Raw genomic sequence first — 23966 nt, forward strand, 5'->3', positions numbered from 1 at the left:
CGACGAAGAAATGGGGCACGGGCATGCGGCTTCCCCGCCTGGGCGTAGCGTTCCGCATCCTGGCGGGTCTGACCGTGATCGCCGGCCTGACCGCCGCCACCGGGGTGGTGGCCGTCTCTCTCTTCGCCCACTTCCAGCAGGGGTTCGAGCAGATCGCCACGGCCAAGGTGCCGGGTCTGGTCAACGCCTCGCAGCTCGCCCAGCAGAGCGGCACGCTGGCCGCCAACGCCCCGGCCCTGGTCGCGGTGCAGAGCCAGTCGATGCGCGAATCGGTGATGGCCCGGCTGGGCGACCAGATCGCGCTGCTGGAAGACCTGATGAACCAGTTGCGCGAGCGCGGCACCGATCTGGCCGACGTGGCCGAGCTTCAGCGCCGCAAGAACGAGCTGATCGCCAACCTGATGACGCTGAACACCCAGGTGGAACGGCAGCTTGCCGCGACGGCGGAGACGGGCGGGCTGGTCAACCGCCTGATGCAGCTTGCCGAACGCATCCGCGAGGCCGAGGACTCGCTGCGGGAGAAGGCGCCCGTCCCCCGGACCGCCGGGGAATGGGAGGAGGCCCAGGGCACCGAGCGGCGGGTCGGCCTGTGGACGGCGGAGGCCCGGCACGCCATCGTCCTGATGCTGGCCGCCTCCCGCGCCGACCACGAGACGCGGGTGGACCGGCTGCGGGAGGACTACCGCGCCGCGATGGACCGCGCGGCGGAGGCGGTGGCCGCCCTGCCCCCCGGCCCCGCCTTCGACATGGAGCCGCTGTACCGGGAGCTTGAGGCGCTGGGGCTGGGGGAACACAACCTGTTCAACAGCCGCCTGACGGAAATCGGGCTGGCCCGCGCCATCAAGGGCTCCATCGCCCGCAATCAGAACGTCTCCGATCGGCTGGTCGGCGCCGTGTCCGACCATTTCCTCGCCATCGAACGGGACATCGCCGCCCGCTCCGACGAGTTCGAACGGGTGATTCACGACGGCAAGAACGCCATCCTGGCCATGGCCGTGGTCTCCATCCTGGGGGCCATCGGCATCTTCCTGTACATCCACAGCAACGTGGTGCGGCGTCTGCGCGGGCTTCAGACGGCCATGACCGCCTCGGCCGCGGGGCGGTCCGTCGCCATCCCCACCCACGGCCAGGACGAGATCGCCGACATGGCGCGCGCCCTGCACTATTTCGTCGCCACCATCCGCTCGCGCGAGCACGACCTGTCGGACAGCGAGCGCCGCCTGCGCGCGATCCTGGAGCAGAGCCCGGTCGGCGTGTCCATCGGGCGGCCCGACGGTTCCGTGGCCTTCGCCAACGCCCGCGCGGCGGAGCTGGCCGGGCTTCCGCTGGACGCCTTCGTCGGCAGCCGCCACGCGCTGGCCCTGCCCGGCGCAACGGTGCGGGGGCGCGCCTCCCCGCCGGGGGCCGGGCGCGAGGCCGCCGGGCTGGTCGCCCGCGACGTCGAGGTGGCGGTGGAACGGCCCGACGGCAGCCGCGTCTGGGCGCTCCAGACCCTTCAGCGCACGGAGTTCGAAGGGGAGCCGGCGGTGCTGGCCTGGAGTTACGACATCACCGGCCGCAAGCGCGCCGAGGAGGACCTGCGCCACGCCAAGGAGCAGGCGGAGGTCGCCGCCCGGTCCAAGTCGGAATTCCTGGCGACCATGAGCCACGAGATCCGCACCCCGATGAACGGCGTGCTGGGCATGCTGGAGCTGGTCGCCCTGACTCCGCTGAACCCGGAGCAGACCGAGATCGTCACCACCGTGCGCGACAGCGCGACGGCGCTTCTGCGGATCATCGACGACATCCTGGACCTGTCCAAGATCGAGGCCGGCAAGCTCGACCTGGACGAGATGGACCTCGACCCGCGGGAGCTGGTGGAGGGCGTGGCCGAGCTGCTGGCCCCGCAGGCCCACCAGAAGGCGCTGCTGCTGGTCTGCGACGTCGACCGCGACGTGCCGGCGGCGGTGCGCGGCGATCCCGGACGGCTGCGCCAGATCCTGTTCAATCTGGCGGGCAACGCCATCAAGTTCACCGACGCGGGGCGGGTCGTGCTGCGCACCCGGTTGGAACCGTCCGCCGCCGATCCGCAGCGGCTGCGGCTGCGCTTTTCGGTGGAGGACACCGGCATCGGCATCAGCACGGCCGGTCAGGCCCGCCTGTTCCAGCCCTTCAGCCAGGCCGACAGCTCCACCACCCGGCGCTTCGGCGGCACCGGGCTGGGGCTGGCCATCTGCGCCCGTCTGGTGGAGATGATGGGCGGGCGGATCGGGGTGAATTCCGCGCCGGGCTGCGGCTCCACCTTCTGGTTCACGGTGGATCTAGCGCCGGGGGACCCGCAATCCGCCCCGCGCGACGACACCGACCTGAGCGGCCTGTCCATCATCGTGGCGGAGCCGGACCCCGTGCAGCGCACCGTCCTCATCCGCGCGCTGGAGGACAAGCGGGCCGCCGTCGCCGACGCCACCACGGCGGAGGAGGCGGTGGAACTGCTGACCCTGGCCGACGCCGACCTGCTGGTCCTGTCGGACGGGCTGCTGGAGCATCACCCGGAGGACGCCCCCGGAGCCTCCAACCCGCGGCTGTCCGCCGCGGCGGTGCTGGCCCGCGTCGTCGCCGCCGGGGTCCGCCCGCCCGCCACCCTGCATCTGGTGGACGGGCGGGAGCAGGCCATCGAATGCCCTCCCGCCCCCGATGGCCACCCTCATGACCATCCTCTCGGCCATCTCCATGACCATCTGAGCCGTCCGATCCGCCGCGACGCCCTGTTCCGCCGGCTGGCCGCCCTGGCCGGACGGGCCGTGCAGCCGCTTCCCGCCGCGGAGGACGGCCCGCCCGCCCCCGACGCGCTTGCGGACGCGCCGCCGAGCCCGCCGCCGAGCCCGATGATCCTGGTGGCGGAGGATCACCCGACGAACCAGCAGGTGATCCTCCGCCAGCTCCGCCAGCTCGGCTTCGAGGCCGACATGACCGGCGACGGGCTGGAGGCGCTGACCGCCTGGAGGGGGCGGCCCTACCGCCTGCTCATCACCGACTGCCACATGCCGCGCATGGACGGTTACGAGCTGTCGCGCCAGATCCGCAGCGCCGAGTCGGGAGCGGACCTTTCCCCCAGTTTAGATAGCCCGAGCCCGGATGGACCCGATCCGGATGGCCACCCGCGCCCGCGCACCACCATCATCGCCATGACCGCCAATGCCCTGGCGGGCGAGATGGAGCGCTGCACCGCCGCGGGCATGGACGATTACATCGCCAAACCGGTGACCCTGAAGCAGCTCGCCGCCGTTCTGAACCGGGCGCTGGGCGAGGGCAGCGCCGCCACCCCCGACGAGCCGCCCGCGGCGGAGGCCGCCGGAGCGGCGGACCGGGTGCTGGACCTCGACCATGTCCGGACCACCTTCGGCGCGCTCGACGGGTTGGCGCTGGACATGCTCGACTTCTTCCTGGAGACCACCCGCCCGCTGCCGGAGCAGGCCGCCGCCGCCCTGGAGCGGGGCGACCTGGACGCCGTCCGCGGCGCCGCCCATACACTGGCCGGGGCGGCCCGCACGGCGGGCGCCGACGGGCTGGGCCGCGCCGCCTCCGCCCTGGAACTCGCCGCCCACCGGGGCGACCCGGACAGGGCTGAGCAGGCCTTGGCCGCGGTGCGCGCCGCCTTTCCCACGGTGGAGGCGGCGATCCGCGCCCTGCGGATCGGAGAGAACGCATAGCCGGCAGAGGGTCTCCCGGCTCCGGACCGATCCGGATCGCGGAGGCCGCCCACCACCCCCGAAAGTGGCACCACCTCCGGCCCGCCTTGCTCCGCCGGGAGGCGTGGACTAGTCTCACCCGCGTGAGCGCCCTGACCCGATCATACGCCCTTGCCACGCTTGGGCTGGCTGTGGGAGTCGGCCTGATGGCCGAACCCTCCGGCTCGCCCGCCATGCTGGGCTTCGCCGGCATCCTCGGCGCCGCCGGATTCGGCGGGCTGTTCTGGACCGGCAAGGAACGCCGCCGCACCGACCGGCTGGCGGCGGAGGTCGCGCGGCTGGAAGCGCTGCTGGCCGCGGCCCCCCACCCCTGGTGCGCCTGGGACGCGAGCGGCACCGTCAGCGCGGCGCCGGGCTGCGCCGGGCTGCTGGGCGCGGCACCGGGCCGGAACCTCGCGGACGCCTTCGCCGACGCCGACGCCCCGCGGGTGGCCGAAGCGTTGCGCCGCCTGCACGGCGAGGGCGAAGCCTTTCGAATCGAGGCCGCGACCCGCGGCGGGCGGCGCCTGCTGCTGAGCGGTCGCCGCGCAGGCGGCGCAAGCAACGGAACGCAACCCGCGGGCCACCAGGACGTCGTCTGGCTGGAGGACGTCACCGACCGCTGCACGGAACTCGATGGCCTGACCCGCGGGCGGCGGGACGCCGAGTCGGCTCTGGCCGAACTGCGCGCGGCGGTGGACGCCCTGCCGCTGCCGGTGTGGCTGCGCGGCGCCGGGCTGGAGCTGTCCTGGTGCAACCGCGCCTACGCCCGCGCCGTGGATTCCGAACCCGCCGCCGTGCCGGAGAGTGGCCGGGAGCTGACCGCCGGCGACGCCGGACGCGCCCTGGCCGAGCGGGCGCGGAACAGCGGGGTCGCCCAGTCGGAACGGGCCTCCACCGTCATCGGCACGGAGCGGCGCCTTCTGGAAGTGACTGAGGCCCCCCTGCCCGCCCCGGACGGCAACGGCACGCTGGTCGTCGGTTACGCGCTGGATCTCACGGCGGTGGAGGAGCTGCGGGGCGAGCTGAACCGTCATCTCGCCGCCCATGCGGAAGTTCTGGAACGGTTGGGCGCGGCCATCGCCATCTTCGGCGCCGACACGCGGCTGACCTTCTTCAACCAGGCCTACGCCCGGCTGTGGGACCTGGAGGAAGCTTGGCTGCGCAGCCAACCCACCCACGGCGAGATCCTGGAGGAGCTGCGCACCCGCCGCCGCCTGCCCGAATACGCCGACTACCAGAGCTACAAGCGGGAGCGGCTGAGCCGTTACACCCGCATGCTGGAGCCGGTCGAGGAGCTGATGCACCTGCCGGACGGCACGACGCTGCGCAGCCTCGCCGCCCCGCACCCGCTGGGTGGGCTGATGCAGATCCTGGAGGACGTGACCAACACGCTGGCCCTCGAATCCTCCTACAACACGCTGATCGCCGTGCAGCAGGAGACGCTGGACAATCTGGCGGAGGGCATCGCGGTGTTCGGCGGCGACGGGCGGCTGAAACTGTCGAACCCGGCCTTCGCCCGCATCTGGGACCTGCACGACGACGACCTTTTGGGCGAGCCGCACATCTCCGGCCTGTTCGAGCATATGCGGCCCTTCCTTGAGAATGGCGGCGACTGGGACAGCCTGAAGGACGAGATGATCGGCGCCACGCTGGAACGCGCCGTGCGCTCGGGCCGGCTGGAGCGGGCGGACGGGTCGGTCGTGGAGTTCTCCACCCTGCCGCTGCCCGACGGGGCGGTGCTGAACAGCTATCTGGACGTGACCGACAGCGCCCGGCTGGAGCAGGCGCTGCGCGCCTCCAACGCCGCGCTGGAGGCCGCCGACCAGTTGAAGAGCGAGTTCATCGCCAACGTCTCCCACCATCTGCGCAACCCGCTGAACGGCATCATCGGCTTCGCCGAGGTGCTGGCGAACCAGTATTTCGGGGAGCTGAACCCGCGCCAGATCGAGTATGTGAAGGGCGTTCTGAACGCGGGCGAACGGCTGTTGGAGCTGATCGACGACGTGGTGGACATGACCAGCCTGGGGGCCGGGGTGACCACGCTGGACCGCGCGACCGTGGACGTGCCCGACCTGCTGGAGACGGTGGCCGAGCTGACCCGCGAATGGGCGCGGCGCGAGGGGCTGCGTCTCGACCTCACCGCCCCGTCCTCGCTGGGCGAGGTGGAGGGCGACGCCCGGCGGCTGAAGCAGGCGCTGTTCACCCTGGTCGTCGGCGCCATCCGCCACCCCCCGGCAAACCGGCGCATCCTGCTGTCCGGCGAGCGGACCGCCGGTGCCCTGGTGCTGACCGTGGGCAGCGGGGCGGGGCCGGACGAGTCGGCCATGCCCTCGCGCTACGACCGCAACGATCCGCGCGGCGCGGCGGCGCTGGGCCTGTCGCTGGTCCGCAACGTCATGGAACTGCACGGCGGCCGGCTGGAGGTCGAGGAATGGATGGGCGGCGGCACCCGCTTCCGCTGCATCCTGCCGGTTCCGCCCGCCGCCTGACCCTTTCCGCCCGGCTCAGCCCTGGCCGCGCTTCACGTCCCGAAAGGGTTCGGCCCGAAAGGGTTCGGCGTCCCGTCCGTGGGGCGAGGTGACGGTTTCCGTGACCGGGGCCGGGCGGTCGGCGGTGATGAGCCGCGCGCCCCGCTGGTGGGTGGCCCAACGCCACAGCCATTGCATGGTGACCAGAATGCGCTTCTGGAAGTTCACCAGCAGATAGACGTGGATGACGGCCCACAGCACCCAGGCGAACCATCCCTTCAGCTTGCGCGTTCCGAAATCGAAGACGGCGGCGCTGCGCCCGACGATGGCCGTGTTGCCGCGGTTGCGGAAACGGAAGGGCTCCAGCGGCTGGCCGCGCAGCAGGTTGGCCTCCAGCCCGCCGCCCAGATGCTCCCCCTGCTGCTTGGCGACCTGCGCCAGACCGGGCAGCGGCTTCCCGTCGTCGCCGGCCAGCGCCGCCGTGTCGCCCAGCGCGTAGACGTCCGGAACGCCCGGCACCGCCATGTCGGCGCCGACCGGGATGCGCCCGCTGCGGTCCGTCTCCACCCCCAGCCAGGACCCGGCGGGCGACGCCTTGACCCCGGCGCCCCAGACGATGGCCCCCGCCGGGATGAAGCGCCCGCCGACCGTGGCCCCGTCCGGCGTGATGCTCTCCACCGCCTGCCCGGTCAGCACGACGACGCCCAGCTCCTCAAGCTTGCGGCGGGCGTAATGGCCGAGATCCTCCGGGAAGGTGGACAGGATGCGCGGCCCGGCCTCCACCAGCAGCACGCGGGCGGTCCGCGGGTCGATGCGGCGGAAGTCGCGGGCCAGCGCGAAGCGGGCCAGTTCCGCCACCGCCCCGGCCATCTCCACCCCCGTGGGGCCGCCGCCGACCACGATGGTGGTCATCAGCGCCTTCTGCCGGGCCGGGTCCCCGCACATCTCCGCCTGTTCGAAATTCATCAGCAGGCGCGCGCGTATCCGGCGGGCGTTCTCGATGGTCTTCAGGCCGGGGGCGATCTCCGCCCAATCGTCGTGCCCGAAATAGCTGTAGGAGGAGCCGGTCGCCAGCACCAGCCGGTCGTAGGGGACAAAGCTCCCATCGGCCAGTTTCACCCGCTTGGCCGCGCGGTCGATGCCGGTCACCTCGCCCATCACCACGTCGATGTTGGGGTGGCGGCTGAGGATGCGGCGGATCGGCTCGGCGATGTCGGCGGGCGACAGGGCGGCGGTCGCCACCTGATAGAGCAGCGGCACGAACAGGTGATAGTTGTTCCGGTCGATGACGGTGACGCGGATGTTCGTCCCGCCCAACGCCTCCGCGCAGGCCAGCCCGCCGAACCCCGCGCCGACGATCACGACATGGGGGCGGCTGTCCACGGGTGCTGGGGTGCGGTCGATCTGCGGCACGGCGGCGGTCTCCGGTCAAGAGGGGCCTGTACGGATAACCGCCGGTCGGAAGTGATGTTGCGGTGCATTCCGGAAGCCCCCATCCTTGACAGTATCGGTATTGGTATCACATCATATCGGCATGGCGAAAATCGACGACATCCTCCGGCGCATGCGGACCGTTCCGCACGACGTGCCGTTCGATGACCTCGCCAAGCTGTGCGAGCATTGTTTCGGCGAACCGCGCCAACAGGGGACGAGCCATCGGGTGTACCGAATGCCGTGGCCGGGCGATCCCCGCGTGAACATCCAGCGTGGGAAGGACGGCAAGGCGAAAGCCTATCAGGTCAAGCAGGTGCTTCAGGCCATCCAGAAGCTGGAAACTGAAAAGCAGAAGACGTCCGGACGGGATGACGACCATGCCGAATAGCCACTACAGTTACCGGGTCACCTGGTCGCCCGAGGATCGGGAGTATGTCGCCACTTGCGCCGAATTCCCCAGCCTGTCCTGGCTGGAGGGGGACGAGGTCGAGGCGATTCGCGGCATTCGCGCCCTGGTGACCGAAACCATCGAAGATATGCGGGCCAACGGCGAAGTCGTGCCGCCGCCCCTCGCCGACCGCGATTACTCCGGCAAATTCGTGGTCCGCACGACACCCGATCTGCACCGCCGCCTGAGCATCGAGGCCGCGGAGGCGAGGGTCAGCCTGAACCGCTATGTGAACTCGAAGCTGGCCGCCCCCTGACGTCACCGCGGCAGGGTCACCGTCACCCTCAGGCCGCCTTCCGGGCGGTTGGACAGCGCGATGTCGCCGCCATGGCCGCGGATGACCGTGCGGGCGGTGGCCAGCCCCAGCCCCACCCCGCCGGTGTCGCGGGAGCGCGAGCGCTCCAGCCGGTAGAAGGGGGCGAAGACCTTCTCGAACTCCGCCTCCGGGATGCCGGGGCCGTCGTCGTCGATCTCCACCCGCCAATCCCCATCGCCGGGCCGCAGCCGCACGGTGAAGCCGCCGCCGTAGGCGACGGCGTTGTCCATAAGGTTGGCGAAGGCCCGGCGCAGGGCCACCGGGCGCCCGTCCACGGTGACATGCGCCGGCCCTTCGTAGGCGGCCTCGTGCCCACCGTCCACACGGTCATCGCACAGGCTCTGCAGCAGGTCGGCGAGGTCGAGCGGGCCGCGCGGCTCGTGCTTCGCGTCGTCGCGGGCGAAGGCCAGCGTGGCGTTGATCATCGCCGCCATCTCGTCCAGGTCGGCCAGCATCTTGCGCTGCATCTCCGGGTCCTCGACCAGCTCGGCGCGCAGGCGCAGGCGGGTCAGAGGCGTGCGCAGGTCGTGGCTCATCGCCGCCAGCATCTGGGTGCGGTCGGCGACGAAGCGGGCCAGACGCGCCTGCATCCGGTTGAAGGCGCGGGTGGCGGCGCGCAGCTCCGTCGGGCCGGCTTCGGGCAGGGGCGGAGCCTCGCCGTCCACGCCCAGCCGCTCCGCCGCATCGGCGAAGCGCGCGATGGGGGCGGTCATGCGGCGCGCGGTCCAGACCGACACCAGCGCCACCGCCGCGACGATGCCGGCCATCCACAGGACGAAGCGCAGCAGCCGGAACGGCCCCTCCAGCGGGTCGCCGCCGATGAAGGTCAGCCAGGACCCGTCCTTCAGCCCCACAGACAGCCGGACGTCGGTGCCCCAGCGGTGCTCCTCCACCGGGAAGGGGCCGGGCATCGGCCGCTCGCGCCGGACCTCCACCACCACGGGGCGGTGGGGATCGTCCAGTTCCCCGCGGATGGCGCGGCGCAGCCGGTCGAAGGGAAAGCCCTCGCGCTGGTTGGCGAAGCGGGGCGTCTCGTGCTTCCACTCCACACGCAGCACGGGGTCGTCGATCGCCTTCACCAGCCGCCGCCGCTCGTCCGGCGGGGTGCTCTCCACGAGTTGGACGATGGCCGTCACGCGCTGGACCAGGACGCGCATGCTGTGGGCCGGCGGCCCCTCGTGACGGTCGGTCAGATAGACCAGCGCGCTGATCGCCTGGGTCAGCAGAAGCGCCAGCACAACGGTCAGCACCAGCCGGGAGGCGATGCTGTCCGGCAGCCAGCGCCGGGCCACCAGCAGGCGGCTCTTGCGGGCGGTGTCCATCCGATCAGCCCCCCGTCACCGCCGGGGTGAACAGATAGCCGCCGCCGCGCACCGTCTTGATCATCGTGGGGTCCGCCGGGTCGGGCTCGATCTTGCGGCGCAGGCGGCTGACCTGCACGTCGATGGAGCGGTCGAAGGGCACCGCCGAGCGTCCGCGCGCCAGATCGAGAAGCTGGTCGCGGGTCAGCACCCGCTGCGGATGCTCCACGAAGGCGACCAGCAGGTCGTATTCCCCGGCGGACAACTGCACCAGCACCCCGTCGGGCGAGCGCAGCTCCCGCTTGGCGAGGTCGAGCGTCCAGCCCTCGAAGCCCAGCGTCTTGCCCGTGGCGCCGCCGGCCACCGGCGGGCCGGAGGCGCGGCGCAGCACGGCCTTCACGCGGGCCAGAAGCTCCCGCGGGCTGAAGGGCTTCGCCAGATAGTCGTCGGCCCCCATCTCCAGCCCGACGATGCGGTCGGTCTCCTCGCCCATCGCGGTCAGCATGATGACCGGCGTCTGCGCCGTCTCCGGGGTGGCGCGCAGGCGGCGGCACAGGCTCAGCCCGTCCTCCCCCGGCATCATCAGGTCGAGCACGATCAGGTCCACGCGCGCCGTGTCCAGCGTGCGCATCATCTCCACCCCGTCCTTGGCCCCGGTCACGCGGAAGCCGTGCCGCGTCAGGAACTGCGACAGGAGGGTGCGGATTTCGCGGTCGTCGTCGACCACCAGCAGGTGAGGTGTGCGGTCCATGGAACGCATGATCCGACGCATGGGCGCCGCGGTGAAGAAGAAATGTGTAACGCCACGTTACGGGAAGGCCGGCTGTTACACAGCGTTACCAAATGACGGAAGACCGGACATCAACCGGATACGTCGACGGCCCATGATCGGAGACATCGGGAAGGCACGAACCCTTTCGAAAACAAGGAGCATCCCCATGAAACGCGTCGTCATGACCACCGCCGCGCTGGTTCTCGGCCTCGGCCTCGCCGTGCCGGTCTTCGCCCAGCAGCAGCCGGGTCCCGGCGCCGGCCCTGGCCCCGGTGCGGACGGCGGTCGGTATTTCTCCCGCATGTGCGAGGACCAGGACGCCCGTCTGGCCGGCATGCTGGCCTACGCCGAGAAGAAGCTGAACATCACCGACCAGCAGCGCGCCGCCTGGACCAAGTTCGCCGACACCGCGAAGGCGAGCCAGAAGCACACCCAGGACCTGTGCACCAAGTACAAGGACCAGCCGATGCCCGCCGCCGCCCCGGCCCGGCTGGAGCGGATGGAGGCCATGATGTCGGCCCGCCTCGCCCAGCTTCAGGAGGTGCGCCCGGCGCTGACCGACCTCTACGCCCAGCTCACCCCCGACCAGCAGAAGCAGGCCGACCAATTCATGAACCGCGCCGGACGCGGAATGGGCGGCATGGGCTACGGCATGGGCGGCCACGGCATGCGCCACAACGGCCACGGCCCGATGCACGGCGACGGCCATGGCCCGGGTCCGGGTCCGATGCAGGGCCAAGGCCCCCGCGGCGGCTGATCTCACGCCTCCCGTCATACGCTGACGGAGCGGGCCGCCGGTATCCCCGGCGGCCCGTTTCCGTTTCGAACCGGCTTACTCGGCGCCCGGAACGCCCTTGGAGGTCGAGTATTCGAAGTGCAGCGCCTCGCCCGGATGGACCAGCGGGTGGATGGCGTGGGCCGCCTGCGCCGCCTCGGAGAAGCCGCAGAGGATCAGCTTCAGCTTGCCGGGATAGGTCGCGATGTCGCCGATGGCGTAGACGCCGGGGGCGCTGGTGGCGCAGCCGGGCAGGCTGACGCCGATGTGGCTGCGCTCCAGGTTCAGGCCCCACTCGGCGATCGGCCCCAGATTCATCGACAGGCCGAAGAAGGCCAGCAGCGCGTCGGCGGGCAGGTCCTTCTCCTCGCCGTCCAGCGTGGCGACGCGCACGGCGGACAACTGCCCGTTCCCGCCCACCAGCCCGGAGAGCTGATAGGGAACCACCATCTCCACCTTGCCCTCGCGGACCAGCGCGTCCATGCGGGCGACGCTTTCCGGGGCGGCGCGGAACTTGGGCCGGCGGTGGACGACATAGACCTTCGCCGCCACGTCGGCCAGCGACAGCGTCCAGTCCACGGCGGAATCGCCGCCGCCGGCGATCACCACGCGCTTCCCGGCGAAGTCCTGCTTGCGGCGGACCATGTAGAAGACCGACGTGCCTTCATACTGCTCCAGCCCGTCCAGCGGCGGGCGGTTGGGGCCGAAGGCGCCGCTGCCGGCGGCGATGATCACCGCCCGGGTGTCGATGCGCGTGCCGGTGCTGGTCTCCACCAGCCAGCGCCCTTCCTCCGTGCGGGTCAGCTTCTCGACCTGCTGGCCCAGGTGATAGGTCGGGTTGAAGGGGGCGGCCTGCTCCGCCAGCCGGTCGATCAGGGCGGCGGCCTCGATGGCCGGATGGGCCGGGATGTCGTAGATCGGCTTTTCCGGGTACAGCGCCGTGCACTGCCCGCCCACCATGTCGAGAGCGTCCACCACATGGCATCGCATCTTCAGCATGCCACATTCGAAAACGGCGAAGAGCCCGACGGGGCCGGCGCCGACGATGACGACGTCGGTGCGATGGACGGTGTGCGACATGGGAGGCGCTGCCTTGTGCAGAACATGAGGACGATGGAGCCTTCAATTGTCCGGTTTCGCGGCCACGGTCAACCCCGCCATGCGCCCTGGGCAGGTGCGGCCAGCGCAAAATGGGCGCGCTCCCGCCGATTTCCTTCTGGGCGTGCGGTGACGGTGGAGTAGAATTTGCCGGATTCCCCGTGCCGGAGCGGCCTTCGATGAAGGATTGGCGATGAAGGATTGGCGATGAAGGAACTGCGCTGCCTCGTGTTCACCGACCAGGAGGTGGTGAAGGCCGTGCTGGACCGCCGCCGCCGGATGCGGGAGCCGCTGCCCAACGGCACGGTCGGCAAGGTCACCTATCGCCCCGGCCAGCCCGGCGGCAACGGGGTGGAGACGCTGATCCAGGTGACCGGCGACGAGGGCGACGACCGGACCATGACCCTGCACGAGGCCGAGGTGGCGGCGGCGCTGGTCGCCTACTGCATGGGGCGCAAGATTCCCCTGCCGGTCGAATCCGACAAGCTGCTGTACCTCATCAACGGCGCCCTGACGCTGATGATCACCATGAACTTCAAGAAGCCCCCGCGTCTGGTGGAGGAGCGGACGGAGACGGCGGAGCCCGCCCCCGTGCCGGTCCCGCGCAAGGCCACTTCCCACCGTTGATGTGCCCACACCGACCGACATGACACAGACCGAATCCACCCCCGACGCGCGCGTCGTGGCGCTGCCCGGCGAGGCGGCGACCGCCGCGCTGGCCCGCCGTCTGGCCGCGGCGCTGGCGCCCGGCGACCTCGTGGCCCTGCGCGGCGACCTGGGCGCCGGCAAGTCCGCCCTGTGCCGCGCCCTGATCCGCGCCGTGACGGAGGAGGACGCGGAGGTGCCGTCCCCCACCTTCACGCTGGTGCAGACCTACGACACCGACATCGGCCCGGTCTGGCATTTCGACCTCTACCGTCTGTCCGGCCCCGACGAGGTGACGGAACTCGGTTGGGACGAAGCCCGCGCCGAGGCCGTTCTGCTGGTGGAATGGCCGGACCGGCTGGGTCCGCTGTTGCCCGCCGACCGTCTCGACATCGAGATGAGCTTTGCCGGACCGGCCGAGCGCCGCGCCACCCTGACCGGCCACGGCGTCTGGGGGTCGCGGCTGGACACCCTCGACCTCTCCGGACTGGACCAGCCGTGACCGACCGCGCGCAGCAGATCGCCGCCTTCCTCGCCCGGCATGGGCTGGAGGAGGCCAAACGGGAACCGCTGGCCGGCGACGCCTCGGCGCGCCGTTACGAGCGCGTAACGACGCCGGACGGCAATACCGTGATCCTGGTGGACACCCCCGCCCCGGCGGAGGATCTCGTGCCCTTCATCGCCATCGGCGCGACCCTGGACCGGCTGGGCTTCTCCGTTCCCGCCATCCGGGCGGCGGAGGTGGAGTCGGGGCTCGCCCTTCAGGAGGATTTCGGCGACAACACCTTGACCCGCCTGCTGAACGCGGGCGAGGACCCGCGCCCGCTCTATGAGCTGGCGACGGACGTGCTGATCGAGCTGCACCGCCGCTTTCCGGTGGAAGAGGCGGCCTGCCTGAACCTGCCGCTCTACGACGCGGCCCTGTTCACGCAGCAGGTGGCGCTGTTCGCCGATGTCTACATGCCCGCGGTGACGGGGAAGCCCTTGTCGGACAAGGCCCGTTCCGACTTCGAAGCGGCCTGGGGCGCGGTGGTGCCGGGGGCCTGCGCCGGGCCGCAGTCGCTGCTTCTGCGCGACTACCATGTGGACAACGTGATGCGGCTTCCCCGTCCCGGTTTGCGGGCGGCGGGGCTGATCGATTACCAGAGCGCCGGGCTCGGCCCCGTCGCCTACGATCTGGTGTCGCTGCTGGAGGACGCGCGCCGCGACCTGCCCGCCGGGCTGGAGGGCGTGCTGCTGGACCGCTACCGGGCGGCTTTCCCGGATCGGGATTGGGACGCCTTCCGCCGCTCCTACGCGGTGTTGGGCGCGATCCGGCACACCCGCATCGTCGCGATCTTCGTGCGGCTGGCGTTGCAGCGCCGCCGCGGCTATCTCCTTCACCTGCCGCGCGTCTGGCGGCTTCTGGAAGGCCAGCTCGCCAAGCCCGAACTGGCTCCGGTCGCCGACTGGTTTGCCCGTCATCTTCCGCCGGGCACCCGCGCGGAGCTTGTCGTTCCGGAGCCGGATTGATTATGTCGCCTGTCTCGAAGAAGACCCGCACCAAGAAGACGCCCGCCGCCGCCACCGCACCCCGGAAAGCCATGGTGATGGCCGCCGGGCTGGGCCTGCGGATGCGCCCCCTGACGCTGGAGCGCCCGAAGCCCCTGATCCCGGTGATGGGAAAGCCGATGCTCGACCACGCGCTGGACCGGCTGGAGGAGGCCGGCGTGACCGCCGCCGTGGTCAACAGCCATTACAAGGGCGAGATGATCGCCGCGCATCTGGCGGGGCGGACCGCCCCGGCCATCACCCTGTCGCCGGAGGACACGCTGCTGGAGACCGGCGGCGGCGTGAAGAAGGCCCTGCCGCTTCTGGGCGCCGACCCGGTCTATGTGGTCAACGCCGACATCCTGTGGCTGGACGGCCCCTCCCCCACCCTGGCGCGGCTGGCCCGCCACTGGAATCCGGACGAGATGGACGCGCTTCTGCTGCTGATGGCGACCACCAAGGCGGTGGGTTACGAGGGGCGCGGCGACTACCACATGGACCCGCTTGGCCGGCTGACCCGGCGCGGCGAGATGGAGATCGCCCCCTTCGTCTATGCCGGCGTCCAGATCGTGAAGCCGGAGCTGTTCGCGGAAGGCACACCCGACGGCGCCTTTTCCACCAACCGGATCTGGGACCGCGCTCAGGAGGCCGGACGCCTCTTCGGTCTCGCCCATGACGGGCTGTGGTTCCACATCGGCACCCCCGACGCGCTCGCCGAAACGGAGGACATGCTGTCGATGAGCGACGTGTCGGTGGTCACCACCTGACAAGGTTCCGTGGGGGGTTTTCACCACGAAGACACGAAGGCACAAAGATTCCACGAAGGGGCATCAATCCGTGGCCGAAGCGGTCGCGGATTTGAGCCTGTCTTTGTGAAAATCTTTGTGTTCTTTGTGCCTTTGTGGTGTCGTTTCCCAAAGACCGCACCACCGGGACGACGATGACGAGCAGCGCGGAGCCGAAGGTTTACTCGATTCCCAACGGCGTGTCCTTCGTGGACCAGCTTGCGGCGGGAATCCTGGACCGCGTGGGAAACGACCCGCTGGCGCTGGCCGGGGTGACCGTCCTGCTGCCCACGCGCCGCTCCTGCCGCTCGCTGCGCGAGGCCTTCCTGCGCCGCTCCGGCGGGCAGCCGATGCTGCTGCCGCGCATGAGCCCGCTCGGCGAACTGGACGCCGCCTCCCTCAGCCTGACCACGGCGGAGGAGCTGCCCGGCGTCCCGCTGGAGCTGCCGGACCCGATCAGCGGGCTGAAGCGCCAGATGCTTCTGGCCCGGCTGATCCTTCAGGCGACCGGCGTGTCGGCCACCACCGCGCAGGCGGTGCGGCTGGGCGCCGACCTGGGGCGGCTGATCGACGCGGTGTGGACGGAGAACGTCGCCTTCGACCGGCTGGCCTCGCTGGTGCCGGAGGATTACGCCCAGCACTGGCAGGTGACGCTGGAGTTCCTGAAGATCGTCACGGAACACTGGCCCGCCATCCTCGGCGCCAGCGAACTGACCGACCCGGCCCAGCGTCGGAACCTCGTGCTGGAGACCCAGGCGAAGCTCTGGCGGGCGGAGCCGCCGCAGGGGCTGGTCATCGCCGCCGGCTCCACCGGCTCCATCCCCGCCTCCGCCGACCTGCTGGCGGTGGTCGCCGCCCTGCCGCAAGGCGCCGTCGTCCTTCCGGGCCTCGACCTGGAGGCCGACGAGGCCAGTTGGGACGCCATCCGCGCCGACGAATCGCACCCGCAACACGGCCTTGCCCACCTGCTCGACCGGCTGTCGGTCACCCGCGCCGCCGTCCGCCGCTGGAACGACGCGGAGGAGCCGCGCGCGGCCCGCGCCCGCCTGCTCGCCGAGGCCATGCGCCCCGCCGCCACCACGGAAAGCTGGCGGGAGCTGGAGGGGCTGGACGCAACGGCCCTGGACGGCCTGACCCGAATCGACGCCCCGACCGCGGAGGAGGAGGCGTCGGTCATCGCCCTTCTGCTGCGCCACGCGCTGGAAACGCCGGACAAGACGGCGGCGCTGGTCTCCCCCGACCGCAACCTCGCGCGCCGGGTCGCCATGGCGCTGACGCGCTGGGGCATCGCGGTGAACGACTCGGCGGGCCAGCCGCTGGTCCACACCGCGGTCGGCACCTACCTGCGCCTGACCGCCGAGTTGGCCGCCAGCCGCGCCCACCCGCTGGCCCTTCTGGCGCTCGCCAAGCATCCGTTGGCCGCCGGCGGGCACGACCCGGCGGAGTTCCGCCGCGCCGCCCGTGCGCTGGAGCGCACCGTCCTGCGCGGCCCCCGCCCGGCGGAGGGCTTCGCCGGGCTGATCGCCGCGCTGAAGGCCGCCGACCGGTTCGAGCGCGACGACCAGCAGGGCTTCCTGCTCGGCTGGCTGGAGGATGTGGAGAGGCTCGCCAAGCCCTTCATGGAGGCGCTGTTCGGAGAGGCCCCGCTCGGCGACCTCGTGCGGGCGCACGTCGCCTTCGCGGAGGCGCTGGCCTCGCGCACCGACGCGCCGGGGTCGGAATTTCTCTGGCGGCAGGACGACGGCGAGGAGGCCGCGACCTTCGTCCATGAGCTGTTGGAGGCGGCGGACGGCTTCCCCGCCGTGCCCGGCAAGGACTATCCGGCGCTGCTCGACGCGCTGATGGCGATGCGCCCGGTGCGCCCGCGCTTCGGCCTGCACCCGCGCCTCTACATCCTTGGGCCCATGGAAGCCCGTCTTCAGCATTTCGACCTGCTGATCCTGGGCGGGCTGAACGAGGGGACTTGGCCGCCCGACCCCGGCGCCGATCCCTGGATGTCGCGCCCGATGCGCCGCGATTTCGGCCTGCCCAGCCCGGAACGCATGGTCGGCTTGTCCGCCCATGACTTCACCCACGCCTGCGGCGCGGAAGAGGTGGTGCTGACCCGCGCGGAGCGGGTGGACGGCACGCCGACCGTCCCGTCGCGCTGGCTGCTGCGGCTGGAGACGGTGCTGCGCGCGCTGAACCTGGACGGGCGGATCGAACTGGCCGGGGAACCCTGGCTGGCCTGGGCGCGCGGGCTGGACGAGCCGGACGCCGTGCGCCCCGTCGCCCCGCCGGAGCCGCGCCCGCCCGTCGCCGCCCGCCCGCGCAAGCTGTCGGTCACCAAGATCGAGAAGTGGATGCGCGACCCCTACGCCGTCTACGCCGAGCATGTGCTGCGGCTGCGCAAGCTCGACCCCATCGCCGCCGACCCCGGCGCCGCCGACCGCGGCCAGTTCATCCATGCGGCGCTCGACGCCTTCGTGAAGGAATACCCCGGCCCGCTTCCCGACGACGCGCTGCACCGGCTGCTGGCGATGGGGCGCGAGTCCTTCGGTCCGCTGCTGCACAGCCATCCCGACGTCTGGGCCTTCTGGTGGCCGCGCTTCGAGCGCATCGCGGAATGGTTCGTCGGGCTGGAGCGTGACCGCCGCCGCACCGTGAAGCCGCTCGCCACCGAGGTGTCGGGCGAATTGACGCTGAGCGGCCCAGCCGGTCCCTTCCTGCTGACCGCCAAGGCCGACCGCATCGATTCGGGCGGCGAGGGGCTGATCCTGATCGACTACAAGACCGGCACCCCGCCCTCCACCCGCGAGATCGAGCTTGGCTTCGCCCCGCAATTGCCGCTGGAGGCCGCCATGGCCGTGGCCGGCGGCTTCGCCGGGGTCGCGGCCAACCGGGTGGCGGAGCTGGCCTTCTGGCGCCTGTCCGGCGGCGACCCGCCGGGCGAGGAGAAGGCGGTGAAGGGCGACCCGGCGACGCTCGCCGCCGAGGCCCGCGCCGGTCTGGAGGAGCTGATCCGCCATTTCGACGACCCCGCCACCCCCTACCGCTCCTGCCCCCGCCCCGCCATGGCTCCCCGCTACACCGACTACGCCCACCTCGCGCGGGTGCAGGAATGGTCGGCGGGTGGCGATGGGGGTGAGGGGTGATGGACCTGCGTTCCTGCCCCCTCCCTAACCCTCCCCCGCTTTCGCAGGGGAGGGAATCAAGGCCCTCCCCTGCGCAGCTCTCGCGCAAACCAAAGGTTTGCGCTGACGCGACAGGCGGACCTTCGGTCCGCCGAGAGCGGGGGAGGGAGGGGACCCATGCGCAGCATGGGGAGGGTGGGGGCAACGCCTCACACATGACGACCCGCCCATGACCGTCCTCGACTTCCCCGTCCGCGAATTGCCGCTGGACCCCAACGTCGCGCAGCGCAACGCCTCCGACCCGCTGTCGTCGGTGTGGGTGGGCGCGTCCGCCGGGTCCGGCAAGACGAAGGTGCTGACCGACCGCGTGCTGCGGCTGATGCTCTCCGGCACCGCGCCCGCGCGCATTCTCTGCCTGACCTTCACCAAGGCGGCGGCGGCGGAGATGTCCATCCGCATCAACCGGACGCTGGGCATCTGGGCCACCCTGCCCGACGGCGCGCTGGAGGACCGGCTTTACGACCTGTGCGGCGAGCGCCCGAGCGCGGAGACCCGCACCATCGCCCGGCGGCTGTTCGCCCAGGTGGTGGATTGTCCGGGCGGCATGAAGATCCAGACGATCCATGCCTTCTGCCAATCGCTGCTGCGCCGCTTCCCGCTGGAGGCCGGACTCGCCCCGCATTTCGAGGTGATGGACGAGCGCACCGCCGCCGGCCTGCTGACCGAGGCGCGGGACGAGGTTCTGCACGCCGGGCGCGCCGACCCTGACAGCCAACTCGGCAAGGCGATGGCCCGGCTGACCGCCGACCTGAACGCGGAGGAGTTCGCCGACATCCTGGCCGAACTCGCCAGCGAGCGCGGGCGAATCCAGCGCCTGTTCGAGCGGTTCAAGGGGTTGGACGGCGCTGTGGAGGCGGTTCACGACGCGCTGGGCGTGCCACCCGGCATCACCGAGGCCGCCATCCTGCGCGAGGCCTGCGCCGACGACGCCTTCGACGTGCCGGGCCTGCGCGACGCCTGCCGGGCGCTCTCCACCGGCAGCAAGACGGACGAGGAGCGCGGGGTCGGCATCCAGGGCTGGCTGGACGCCGCGGAGAACCGCGTCCGCGCCTTCCAGATCTACGTGCGCCATTTCCTGACGGCAGAGGGCGGCGCGCGCAAGACCCTCATCACCAAGAAGCCGGCCACATCCTTCCCCGCCGCGCTGACAGCGCTGGAGCGCGAGGCGGAGCGGCTCGTTTCGCTGATGAAACGGGTGAAGTCGGCGGGGGTCGCCGCCTCCACCACCGCCCTGTTGACGCTGGCCGAGGCGCTTCTGCACGCCTATGACGCGAAGAAGAAGGCCAAGGCGCTGCTCGACTACGACGACCTGATCCTATCGGCCAACGCCCTGCTGCGCGGCAAGGACGGCGTGCCCGCCGTGCCGTGGGTGCTGTTCAAGCTGGACGGCGGGCTGGACCACATCCTGATCGACGAGGCGCAGGACACCAACCCCGAACAGTGGCAGGTCGTCTCCTCCATCGCCGAGGAGTTCTTTGCAGGGTTGAGCGCCCGCAACGGCGGGGAGGTGACGCGCACCGTCTTCGCCGTGGGCGACGAGAAGCAGTCGATCTTCAGCTTCCAGCGCGCCGATCCCGCCGAATTCGCCCGCATGCGCCGCCATTTCCAGACCCGCGCCAAGGCCGCGGAGCGCGACTGGCACGCGGTGGAGCTGGACATCTCCTTCCGCTCCACCGCCACTGTGCTGCAAACCGTGGACGCGGTGTTCCGGCTGGACGGCGCCAAGGATGGTGTCGCTTCCGAAACGAGCCCGGTGATCCGACACCGCGCCTTCCGCCGCGGCCATGCCGGTCTGGTCGAGCTGTGGCCCCCGGTGAAGCCGGCGGAGGCCGCGGACCCGCCCGCCTGGGCGCCCCCGGTGGAGCGCGAGGCCGCCGATTCGCCCTCGGCGCGGCTGGCCGCGGTCATCGCCGACACCATCCGCGACTGGACGCAGCGCGGCGAGTCGCTCGAGTCGCGGGGCCGTCCGATCCAGCCGGGCGACGTGATGGTGCTGGTCCGCCGCCGCACCGCCTTCGTGACGGAGCTGGTCCGCGCGCTGAAGGACCGCGCCGTTCCGGTGGCCGGCGTGGACCGCATGGTGCTGACCGAGCAGTTGGCGGTCATGGACCTGATGGCGCTGTGCGAATTCCTGCTGCTGCCGGAAGACGACCTGACGCTGGCCACCGTCCTCAAGGGGCCGCTGATCGGGCTGACGGAGGAGCAGCTTTTCGACCTCGCCCACGGACGGCGCGGCACGCTGTGGCGCGCGCTGGTGGCGAAGGCGGAGGACGACCCGGCCTTCCGCCCGGCCCGCCGCTATCTGGGCGCGCAGTTGGCCCGCACCGACTTCCTGGCGCCCTATGAACTCTTCGCCGGACTGCTGGCCGCCCCCTGCCCGGCGGACGAGGACGGGTCGGGCCGCCGCGCCATCCTGAAGCGGCTCGGCCCCGACGCGCAGGACCCGCTGGACGAGTTCCTGGCCGTATGCCTGGCCTTCGAGAAGACCGAACCGCCCTCCCTCCAGAACTTCCTGGCCTGGCTGGCGGCCAGCGAGGCGGAGATCAAGCGCGAGTTGGAGCAGGGCGGCGGACGCGTACGCATCATGACGGTGCACGGCTCCAAGGGGCTCCAGGCGCCCATCGTCTTCCTGCCCGACACGCTGGGCACGCCGACCCAGAGCCCACCGATCCTCTGGCCGGACGAGGGCTGCGCCGTTCCGCTCTTCGCCGCCCGCCGCTCGCAGGAGGACGCGCTGTGCGCCGAGGCGCGCGCCCGCGCCAACCGCCGCCGCGACCAGGAGTACAGGCGCCTGCTGTACGTCGCCCTCACCCGTGCGGAGGACCGGCTGTACGTCTGTGGCTACCAGGGAAAGAAGGAGCCGTCGGACGCCTGCTGGTACAAGCTGGTGGAGGCCGCGATGGGGAAAATCGGCGTGCCGCACCCCTTCGACTTCTCCACCCTCTGCCCGGATGGCTGGAGCGGCGAGGGCTGGCGGCTGGCCGACCCGCAGACCGCCGTTCCCAAGCCGGATGGCGCCGAGGCGGGCCGCGTGCTGACGGCGCAGGCCGCCCCCCCCTGGGTGACCGCCCGCGCGCCGGAGGAACCGGAACCGTCACGCCCCCTCACCCCCTCCCGGCCCGATGGGGACGAGCCGGCGATGCGCTCCCCGCTAGGCGAGGACGACGGGGCGCGCTTCAAGCGCGGCCTGCTGATCCACCGGCTGATGCAGACCCTGCCCGACCTGCCGCCCGACGCGCGGGAGGCCGCCGCCCGCCGCTACCTCGCCCGCCCGGCGCACGACCTGACGGCGGAGCGCCAGGATGAAATCGCATCCGAAACGATGCGCGTCCTGACCGACCCGCGCTTCGCCCGGCTGTTCGGCCCCAACTCCCGCGCGGAGGTGGAGGTGGTCGGTCTGGTCACCGGGCGCGCCCTGTCGGGCCGGGTGGACCGTCTGGTGATCGAGGACGACGCGGTGTGGATCGTCGATTACAAGACCAACCGCCCGCCGCCGGTCCGGGTGGAGGACGTGCCACCGGTCTATGTCCGCCAGATGGCCGCCTACCGCGCGGCGCTGAGCGCCATCTACCCGGACAAGCGGGTCCGCTGCGTCCTGCTATGGACCGACACCCCGGCCTTGATGGAGTTGCCGGAGTGAGGCGCGCGCGATAGTCCGTCACCGGAACTTTTCATCCCCCGCCGCGTTGCACGAAACGGCGGAATGGGTTGACGAGACCGCATTCGCGCCCCGGCTTGACCGGTGAGGGGGGACGGTCCTACATTTTGCCAAATTCCACCGAGAGGGATGGGTCCGCCGCCGGTGGAAAATCGGCGCGGCGGTGCCCCTGAACCCAGGCATAGAGGTCACATGAGCGATCCCATCAAGGTCACCGACGACAGCTTCGAGCAGGACGTGCTGAAGGCCGAAGGTCCGGTCCTGGTCGATTTCTGGGCGGAGTGGTGCGGCCCCTGCAAGCTGATTGCTCCCGCGCTCGACGACCTCGCCAAGGAGTATGGCGGCAAGGTCACCGTCGCCAAGCTGAACATCGACGACAACCCCGGCACCCCGACCAAGTACGGCGTGCGCGGCATCCCGACGCTGATGCTGTTCAAGAACGGCAACGTCGCCGCCACCAAGATCGGCGCCCTGCCGAAGACCGCCCTGTTCTCGTGGGTCGACGAGGCTCTCTGAGCCGCGCTCCCCGGACGATCGAAAAGCCCCGCCCCTCCGGCGGGGCTTTTTGTTTGCGCGGCCCCGCGGCCTGTCGGAGAGTGAAGGGCCATGGCCTACCGTCTGCCGCCCCTCAACACCCTGCGCCTGTTCGAGGCCGCCGGCCGCCACCAGAGCTTCAAGGCGGCGGCGGAAGAACTGCATTTGACCCCCAGCGCGGTCAGCCACGCCATCCAGACGCTGGAGGAGTGGCTGGGGGTGGAGCTGTTCCTGCGCGGCAACCGCAGCCTGTCGCTGACCCCCGCCGGCCAGGCCTACCTGCCCCGCGTGCGCGACGCGCTGCAAGCGCTGGCGCTGGCGACGGAAAGCGTGCCGGGCCGCGCGCCCAGCGGGCGGCTGTCGGTCAGCGCCGCCCCGACCTTCGCCCTGCGCTGGCTGATCCCCCGCCTGCCCGCCTTCCGGGAGCGTCACCCGACCATCACGGTGGAGCTGGACACCGTCCACCGCGTCGTGGAGTTCCCCCGCGACGGCATCGACGCCGGCATCCGGCTGGGCCGCGGCGGCTGGCCCGGTCTGGCGGCGCTGAAGCTGCTGGAGGAGGATCTCGTCCCGGTGGCCGCCCCCGCCCTGGCCGCGCGCATCGCCTCCCCCGCCGACCTCGCCGCCTTCCCGCTGCTGAACGTGGCCGGCGTGTCGGAGGACTGGACCGCCTGGGCGGAGGCCGCGGGACTTCCCCCGTCCGCGCTGGGCGACGGGCTGAAGCGCGGGTTGCGGCTGGACGCCATCCACATGGCGGTGGACGCCGCCGTGCGCGGGCTGGGCGTCATGATCGGGCGGCGCCCGACCGTCGATCCGGAGCTGGCGTCCGGCCAACTGGTCGAGGTGATGGGGCCGCGCCTGCGCGCGAAGACCGCGTGGTGGCTGGTCACCGCCCGCGACAGCCTGCGCCGCCCGGAGATCGCCGCCTTCCGCGCCTGGATGAGGACCGAATTCACCCAGAGCCGGTGACGCGGTTGCGGTGATCCGGTTCGGGTGAATTCCGTTCATCCGGACATGAGAAGCGCCCGTTTGCCGGGATGGTGGAATCGGCTTGATGCTGGTGGTCCATCGACTCCGCCGGAGGCCACCATGACGCTGCACGCCCTCCCCCGCATCGCCCCGTCACCGACCCGCCGCTTCCGCGCGCTGCTCGGCTGGATCGCCCGCATCCGCGAGCAGAGCCGCCAGCGCGGGTCGTGTCCCATCGCGTGGTGTAGGAGCTGTGGGTAACCGGCCCGCCGAAGCGTCCCCTCACAGCTGGCGTAGGCGGGCCGGTTATCCACAGCGGACGGTCATCGAGGTTCTTCGGTAGAGTCTGG

At 71.5% G+C, this 23966-nt stretch carries 17 protein-coding genes; 13 read left to right on the top strand and 4 right to left on the bottom strand.

Annotation, left to right across the window (positions count from 1 at the left end; all coding sequences use genetic code 11):
• Nucleotides 1–23: 23 nt before the first annotated feature.
• Nucleotides 24–3689, top strand: a complete 3666-nt coding sequence (locus DS843_RS25030) for an ATP-binding protein (RefSeq protein ID WP_149471549.1) — start codon at nt 24–26, stop codon at nt 3687–3689.
• Nucleotides 3690–3874: 185 nt separating this feature from the next.
• Complete coding sequence (locus DS843_RS25035) at nt 3875–6199, top strand: PAS domain-containing sensor histidine kinase (RefSeq protein ID WP_286192302.1); 2325 nt, start codon at nt 3875–3877, stop codon at nt 6197–6199.
• Between the two features lie 15 nt (nt 6200–6214).
• Here the strand turns inward: DS843_RS25035 and DS843_RS25040 are convergent, their stop codons facing one another.
• Nucleotides 6215–7591, bottom strand: coding sequence for an NAD(P)/FAD-dependent oxidoreductase (locus DS843_RS25040; RefSeq protein ID WP_149471551.1), 1377 nt, complete (start codon nt 7589–7591; stop codon nt 6215–6217).
• A 121-nt stretch (nt 7592–7712) separates the two neighbouring features.
• Between DS843_RS25040 and DS843_RS25045 the strand changes: the two genes are divergently transcribed.
• Together DS843_RS25045 and DS843_RS25050 are read left to right on the top strand one after the other, a co-directional pair.
• On the top strand, nt 7713–8000 hold the full coding sequence (locus DS843_RS25045) for a toxin HicA (protein ID WP_149471552.1): 288 nt from the start codon (nt 7713–7715) through the stop codon (nt 7998–8000).
• Entirely contained in the window at nt 7990–8316 is a 327-nt protein-coding gene (locus tag DS843_RS25050; RefSeq protein WP_149471553.1) for a type II toxin-antitoxin system HicB family antitoxin, read from the top strand. The genes DS843_RS25045 and DS843_RS25050 overlap by 11 nt, the downstream gene beginning before the upstream one ends.
• 2 nt (nt 8317–8318) lie before the next feature.
• Here DS843_RS25050 and DS843_RS25055 read toward each other — a convergent pair whose 3' ends face one another.
• Together DS843_RS25055 and DS843_RS25060 are read right to left on the bottom strand one after the other, a co-directional pair.
• Nucleotides 8319–9698 carry an ATP-binding protein gene (locus DS843_RS25055; RefSeq protein ID WP_149471554.1) on the bottom strand — a complete coding sequence of 460 codons (1380 nt, stop codon included), beginning with the start codon at nt 9696–9698 and terminating at the stop codon, nt 8319–8321.
• Nucleotides 9699–9702: 4 nt separating this feature from the next.
• Nucleotides 9703–10428 (bottom strand): response regulator, encoded by a 726-nt coding sequence (locus DS843_RS25060; RefSeq protein WP_149471555.1) that lies wholly within the window; start codon nt 10426–10428, stop codon nt 9703–9705.
• Between the two features lie 187 nt (nt 10429–10615).
• Here DS843_RS25060 and DS843_RS25065 point away from each other — a divergent pair, with 187 nt between their 5' ends.
• Entirely contained in the window at nt 10616–11206 is a 591-nt protein-coding gene (locus DS843_RS25065; protein WP_149471556.1) for a Spy/CpxP family protein refolding chaperone, read from the top strand.
• Between the two features lie 75 nt (nt 11207–11281).
• Here the strand turns inward: DS843_RS25065 and DS843_RS25070 are convergent, their stop codons facing one another.
• Nucleotides 11282–12304: an NAD(P)/FAD-dependent oxidoreductase gene (locus tag DS843_RS25070; RefSeq protein ID WP_149471557.1), complete on the bottom strand. Its 1023-nt coding sequence runs from the start codon at nt 12302–12304 to the stop codon at nt 11282–11284.
• Nucleotides 12305–12529: 225 nt separating this feature from the next.
• Here DS843_RS25070 and DS843_RS25075 point away from each other — a divergent pair, with 225 nt between their 5' ends.
• The 8 genes from DS843_RS25075 to gcvA all read left to right on the top strand — a co-directional run bounded on the left by DS843_RS25075 (nt 12530) and on the right by gcvA (nt 23616).
• Nucleotides 12530–12949, top strand: a complete 420-nt coding sequence (locus tag DS843_RS25075) for a hypothetical protein (protein WP_149471558.1) — start codon at nt 12530–12532, stop codon at nt 12947–12949.
• Nucleotides 12950–12968: 19 nt separating this feature from the next.
• Entirely contained in the window at nt 12969–13469 is a 501-nt protein-coding gene (gene tsaE / locus DS843_RS25080; protein WP_149471559.1) for a tRNA (adenosine(37)-N6)-threonylcarbamoyltransferase complex ATPase subunit type 1 TsaE, read from the top strand.
• The gene (locus DS843_RS25085; RefSeq protein WP_149471560.1) at nt 13466–14479 is read left to right on the top strand and encodes an aminoglycoside phosphotransferase family protein; all 1014 of its coding nucleotides are present in this window, start codon (nt 13466–13468) and stop codon (nt 14477–14479) included. Before tsaE ends, DS843_RS25085 begins: the two co-directional genes overlap by 4 nt.
• Before the next feature lie 2 nt (nt 14480–14481).
• Entirely contained in the window at nt 14482–15264 is a 783-nt protein-coding gene (locus DS843_RS25090; protein WP_208852313.1) for a nucleotidyltransferase family protein, read from the top strand.
• Between the two features lie 173 nt (nt 15265–15437).
• Complete coding sequence (addB, locus tag DS843_RS25095; RefSeq protein WP_149471561.1) at nt 15438–18416, top strand: double-strand break repair protein AddB; 2979 nt, start codon at nt 15438–15440, stop codon at nt 18414–18416.
• A 208-nt stretch (nt 18417–18624) separates the two neighbouring features.
• Nucleotides 18625–22095 carry a double-strand break repair helicase AddA gene (gene addA, locus DS843_RS25100; RefSeq protein ID WP_149471562.1) on the top strand — a complete coding sequence of 1157 codons (3471 nt, stop codon included), beginning with the start codon at nt 18625–18627 and terminating at the stop codon, nt 22093–22095.
• A gap of 210 nt (nt 22096–22305) precedes the next feature.
• On the top strand, nt 22306–22629 hold the full coding sequence (gene trxA / locus DS843_RS25105; RefSeq protein WP_149471563.1) for a thioredoxin TrxA: 324 nt from the start codon (nt 22306–22308) through the stop codon (nt 22627–22629).
• Between the two features lie 90 nt (nt 22630–22719).
• Nucleotides 22720–23616, top strand: a complete 897-nt coding sequence (gene gcvA / locus DS843_RS25110) for a transcriptional regulator GcvA (RefSeq protein WP_149471564.1) — start codon at nt 22720–22722, stop codon at nt 23614–23616.
• The last annotated feature ends 350 nt before the right edge of the window (nt 23617–23966 follow it).

The sequence above is a fragment of the Roseomonas genomospecies 6 genome, from assembly GCF_008365375.1.
In the GTDB taxonomy this organism is placed as follows: Bacteria; Pseudomonadota; Alphaproteobacteria; order Azospirillales; family Azospirillaceae; genus Azospirillum.

Coding starts and splice junctions, on each gene's coding strand:
- DS843_RS25055 (WP_149471554.1), bottom strand. CDS start 9,698: ATGGACACCGCCCGCAAGAGCCGCCTGCTGGTGGCCCGGCGCTGGCTG.
- DS843_RS25065 (WP_149471556.1), top strand. CDS start 10,616: ATGAAACGCGTCGTCATGACCACCGCCGCGCTGGTTCTCGGCCTCGGC.
- DS843_RS25075 (WP_149471558.1), top strand. CDS start 12,530: ATGAAGGAACTGCGCTGCCTCGTGTTCACCGACCAGGAGGTGGTGAAG.
- gcvA (WP_149471564.1), top strand. CDS start 22,720: ATGGCCTACCGTCTGCCGCCCCTCAACACCCTGCGCCTGTTCGAGGCC.
- DS843_RS25035 (WP_286192302.1), top strand. CDS start 3,875: ATGGCCGAACCCTCCGGCTCGCCCGCCATGCTGGGCTTCGCCGGCATC.
- DS843_RS25070 (WP_149471557.1), bottom strand. CDS start 12,304: ATGTCGCACACCGTCCATCGCACCGACGTCGTCATCGTCGGCGCCGGC.
- DS843_RS25090 (WP_208852313.1), top strand. CDS start 14,482: ATGTCGCCTGTCTCGAAGAAGACCCGCACCAAGAAGACGCCCGCCGCC.
- DS843_RS25045 (WP_149471552.1), top strand. CDS start 7,713: ATGGCGAAAATCGACGACATCCTCCGGCGCATGCGGACCGTTCCGCAC.
- addB (WP_149471561.1), top strand. CDS start 15,438: ATGACGAGCAGCGCGGAGCCGAAGGTTTACTCGATTCCCAACGGCGTG.
- addA (WP_149471562.1), top strand. CDS start 18,625: ATGACCGTCCTCGACTTCCCCGTCCGCGAATTGCCGCTGGACCCCAAC.
- DS843_RS25030 (WP_149471549.1), top strand. CDS start 24: ATGCGGCTTCCCCGCCTGGGCGTAGCGTTCCGCATCCTGGCGGGTCTG.
- DS843_RS25050 (WP_149471553.1), top strand. CDS start 7,990: ATGCCGAATAGCCACTACAGTTACCGGGTCACCTGGTCGCCCGAGGAT.
- tsaE (WP_149471559.1), top strand. CDS start 12,969: ATGACACAGACCGAATCCACCCCCGACGCGCGCGTCGTGGCGCTGCCC.
- trxA (WP_149471563.1), top strand. CDS start 22,306: ATGAGCGATCCCATCAAGGTCACCGACGACAGCTTCGAGCAGGACGTG.
- DS843_RS25060 (WP_149471555.1), bottom strand. CDS start 10,428: ATGGACCGCACACCTCACCTGCTGGTGGTCGACGACGACCGCGAAATC.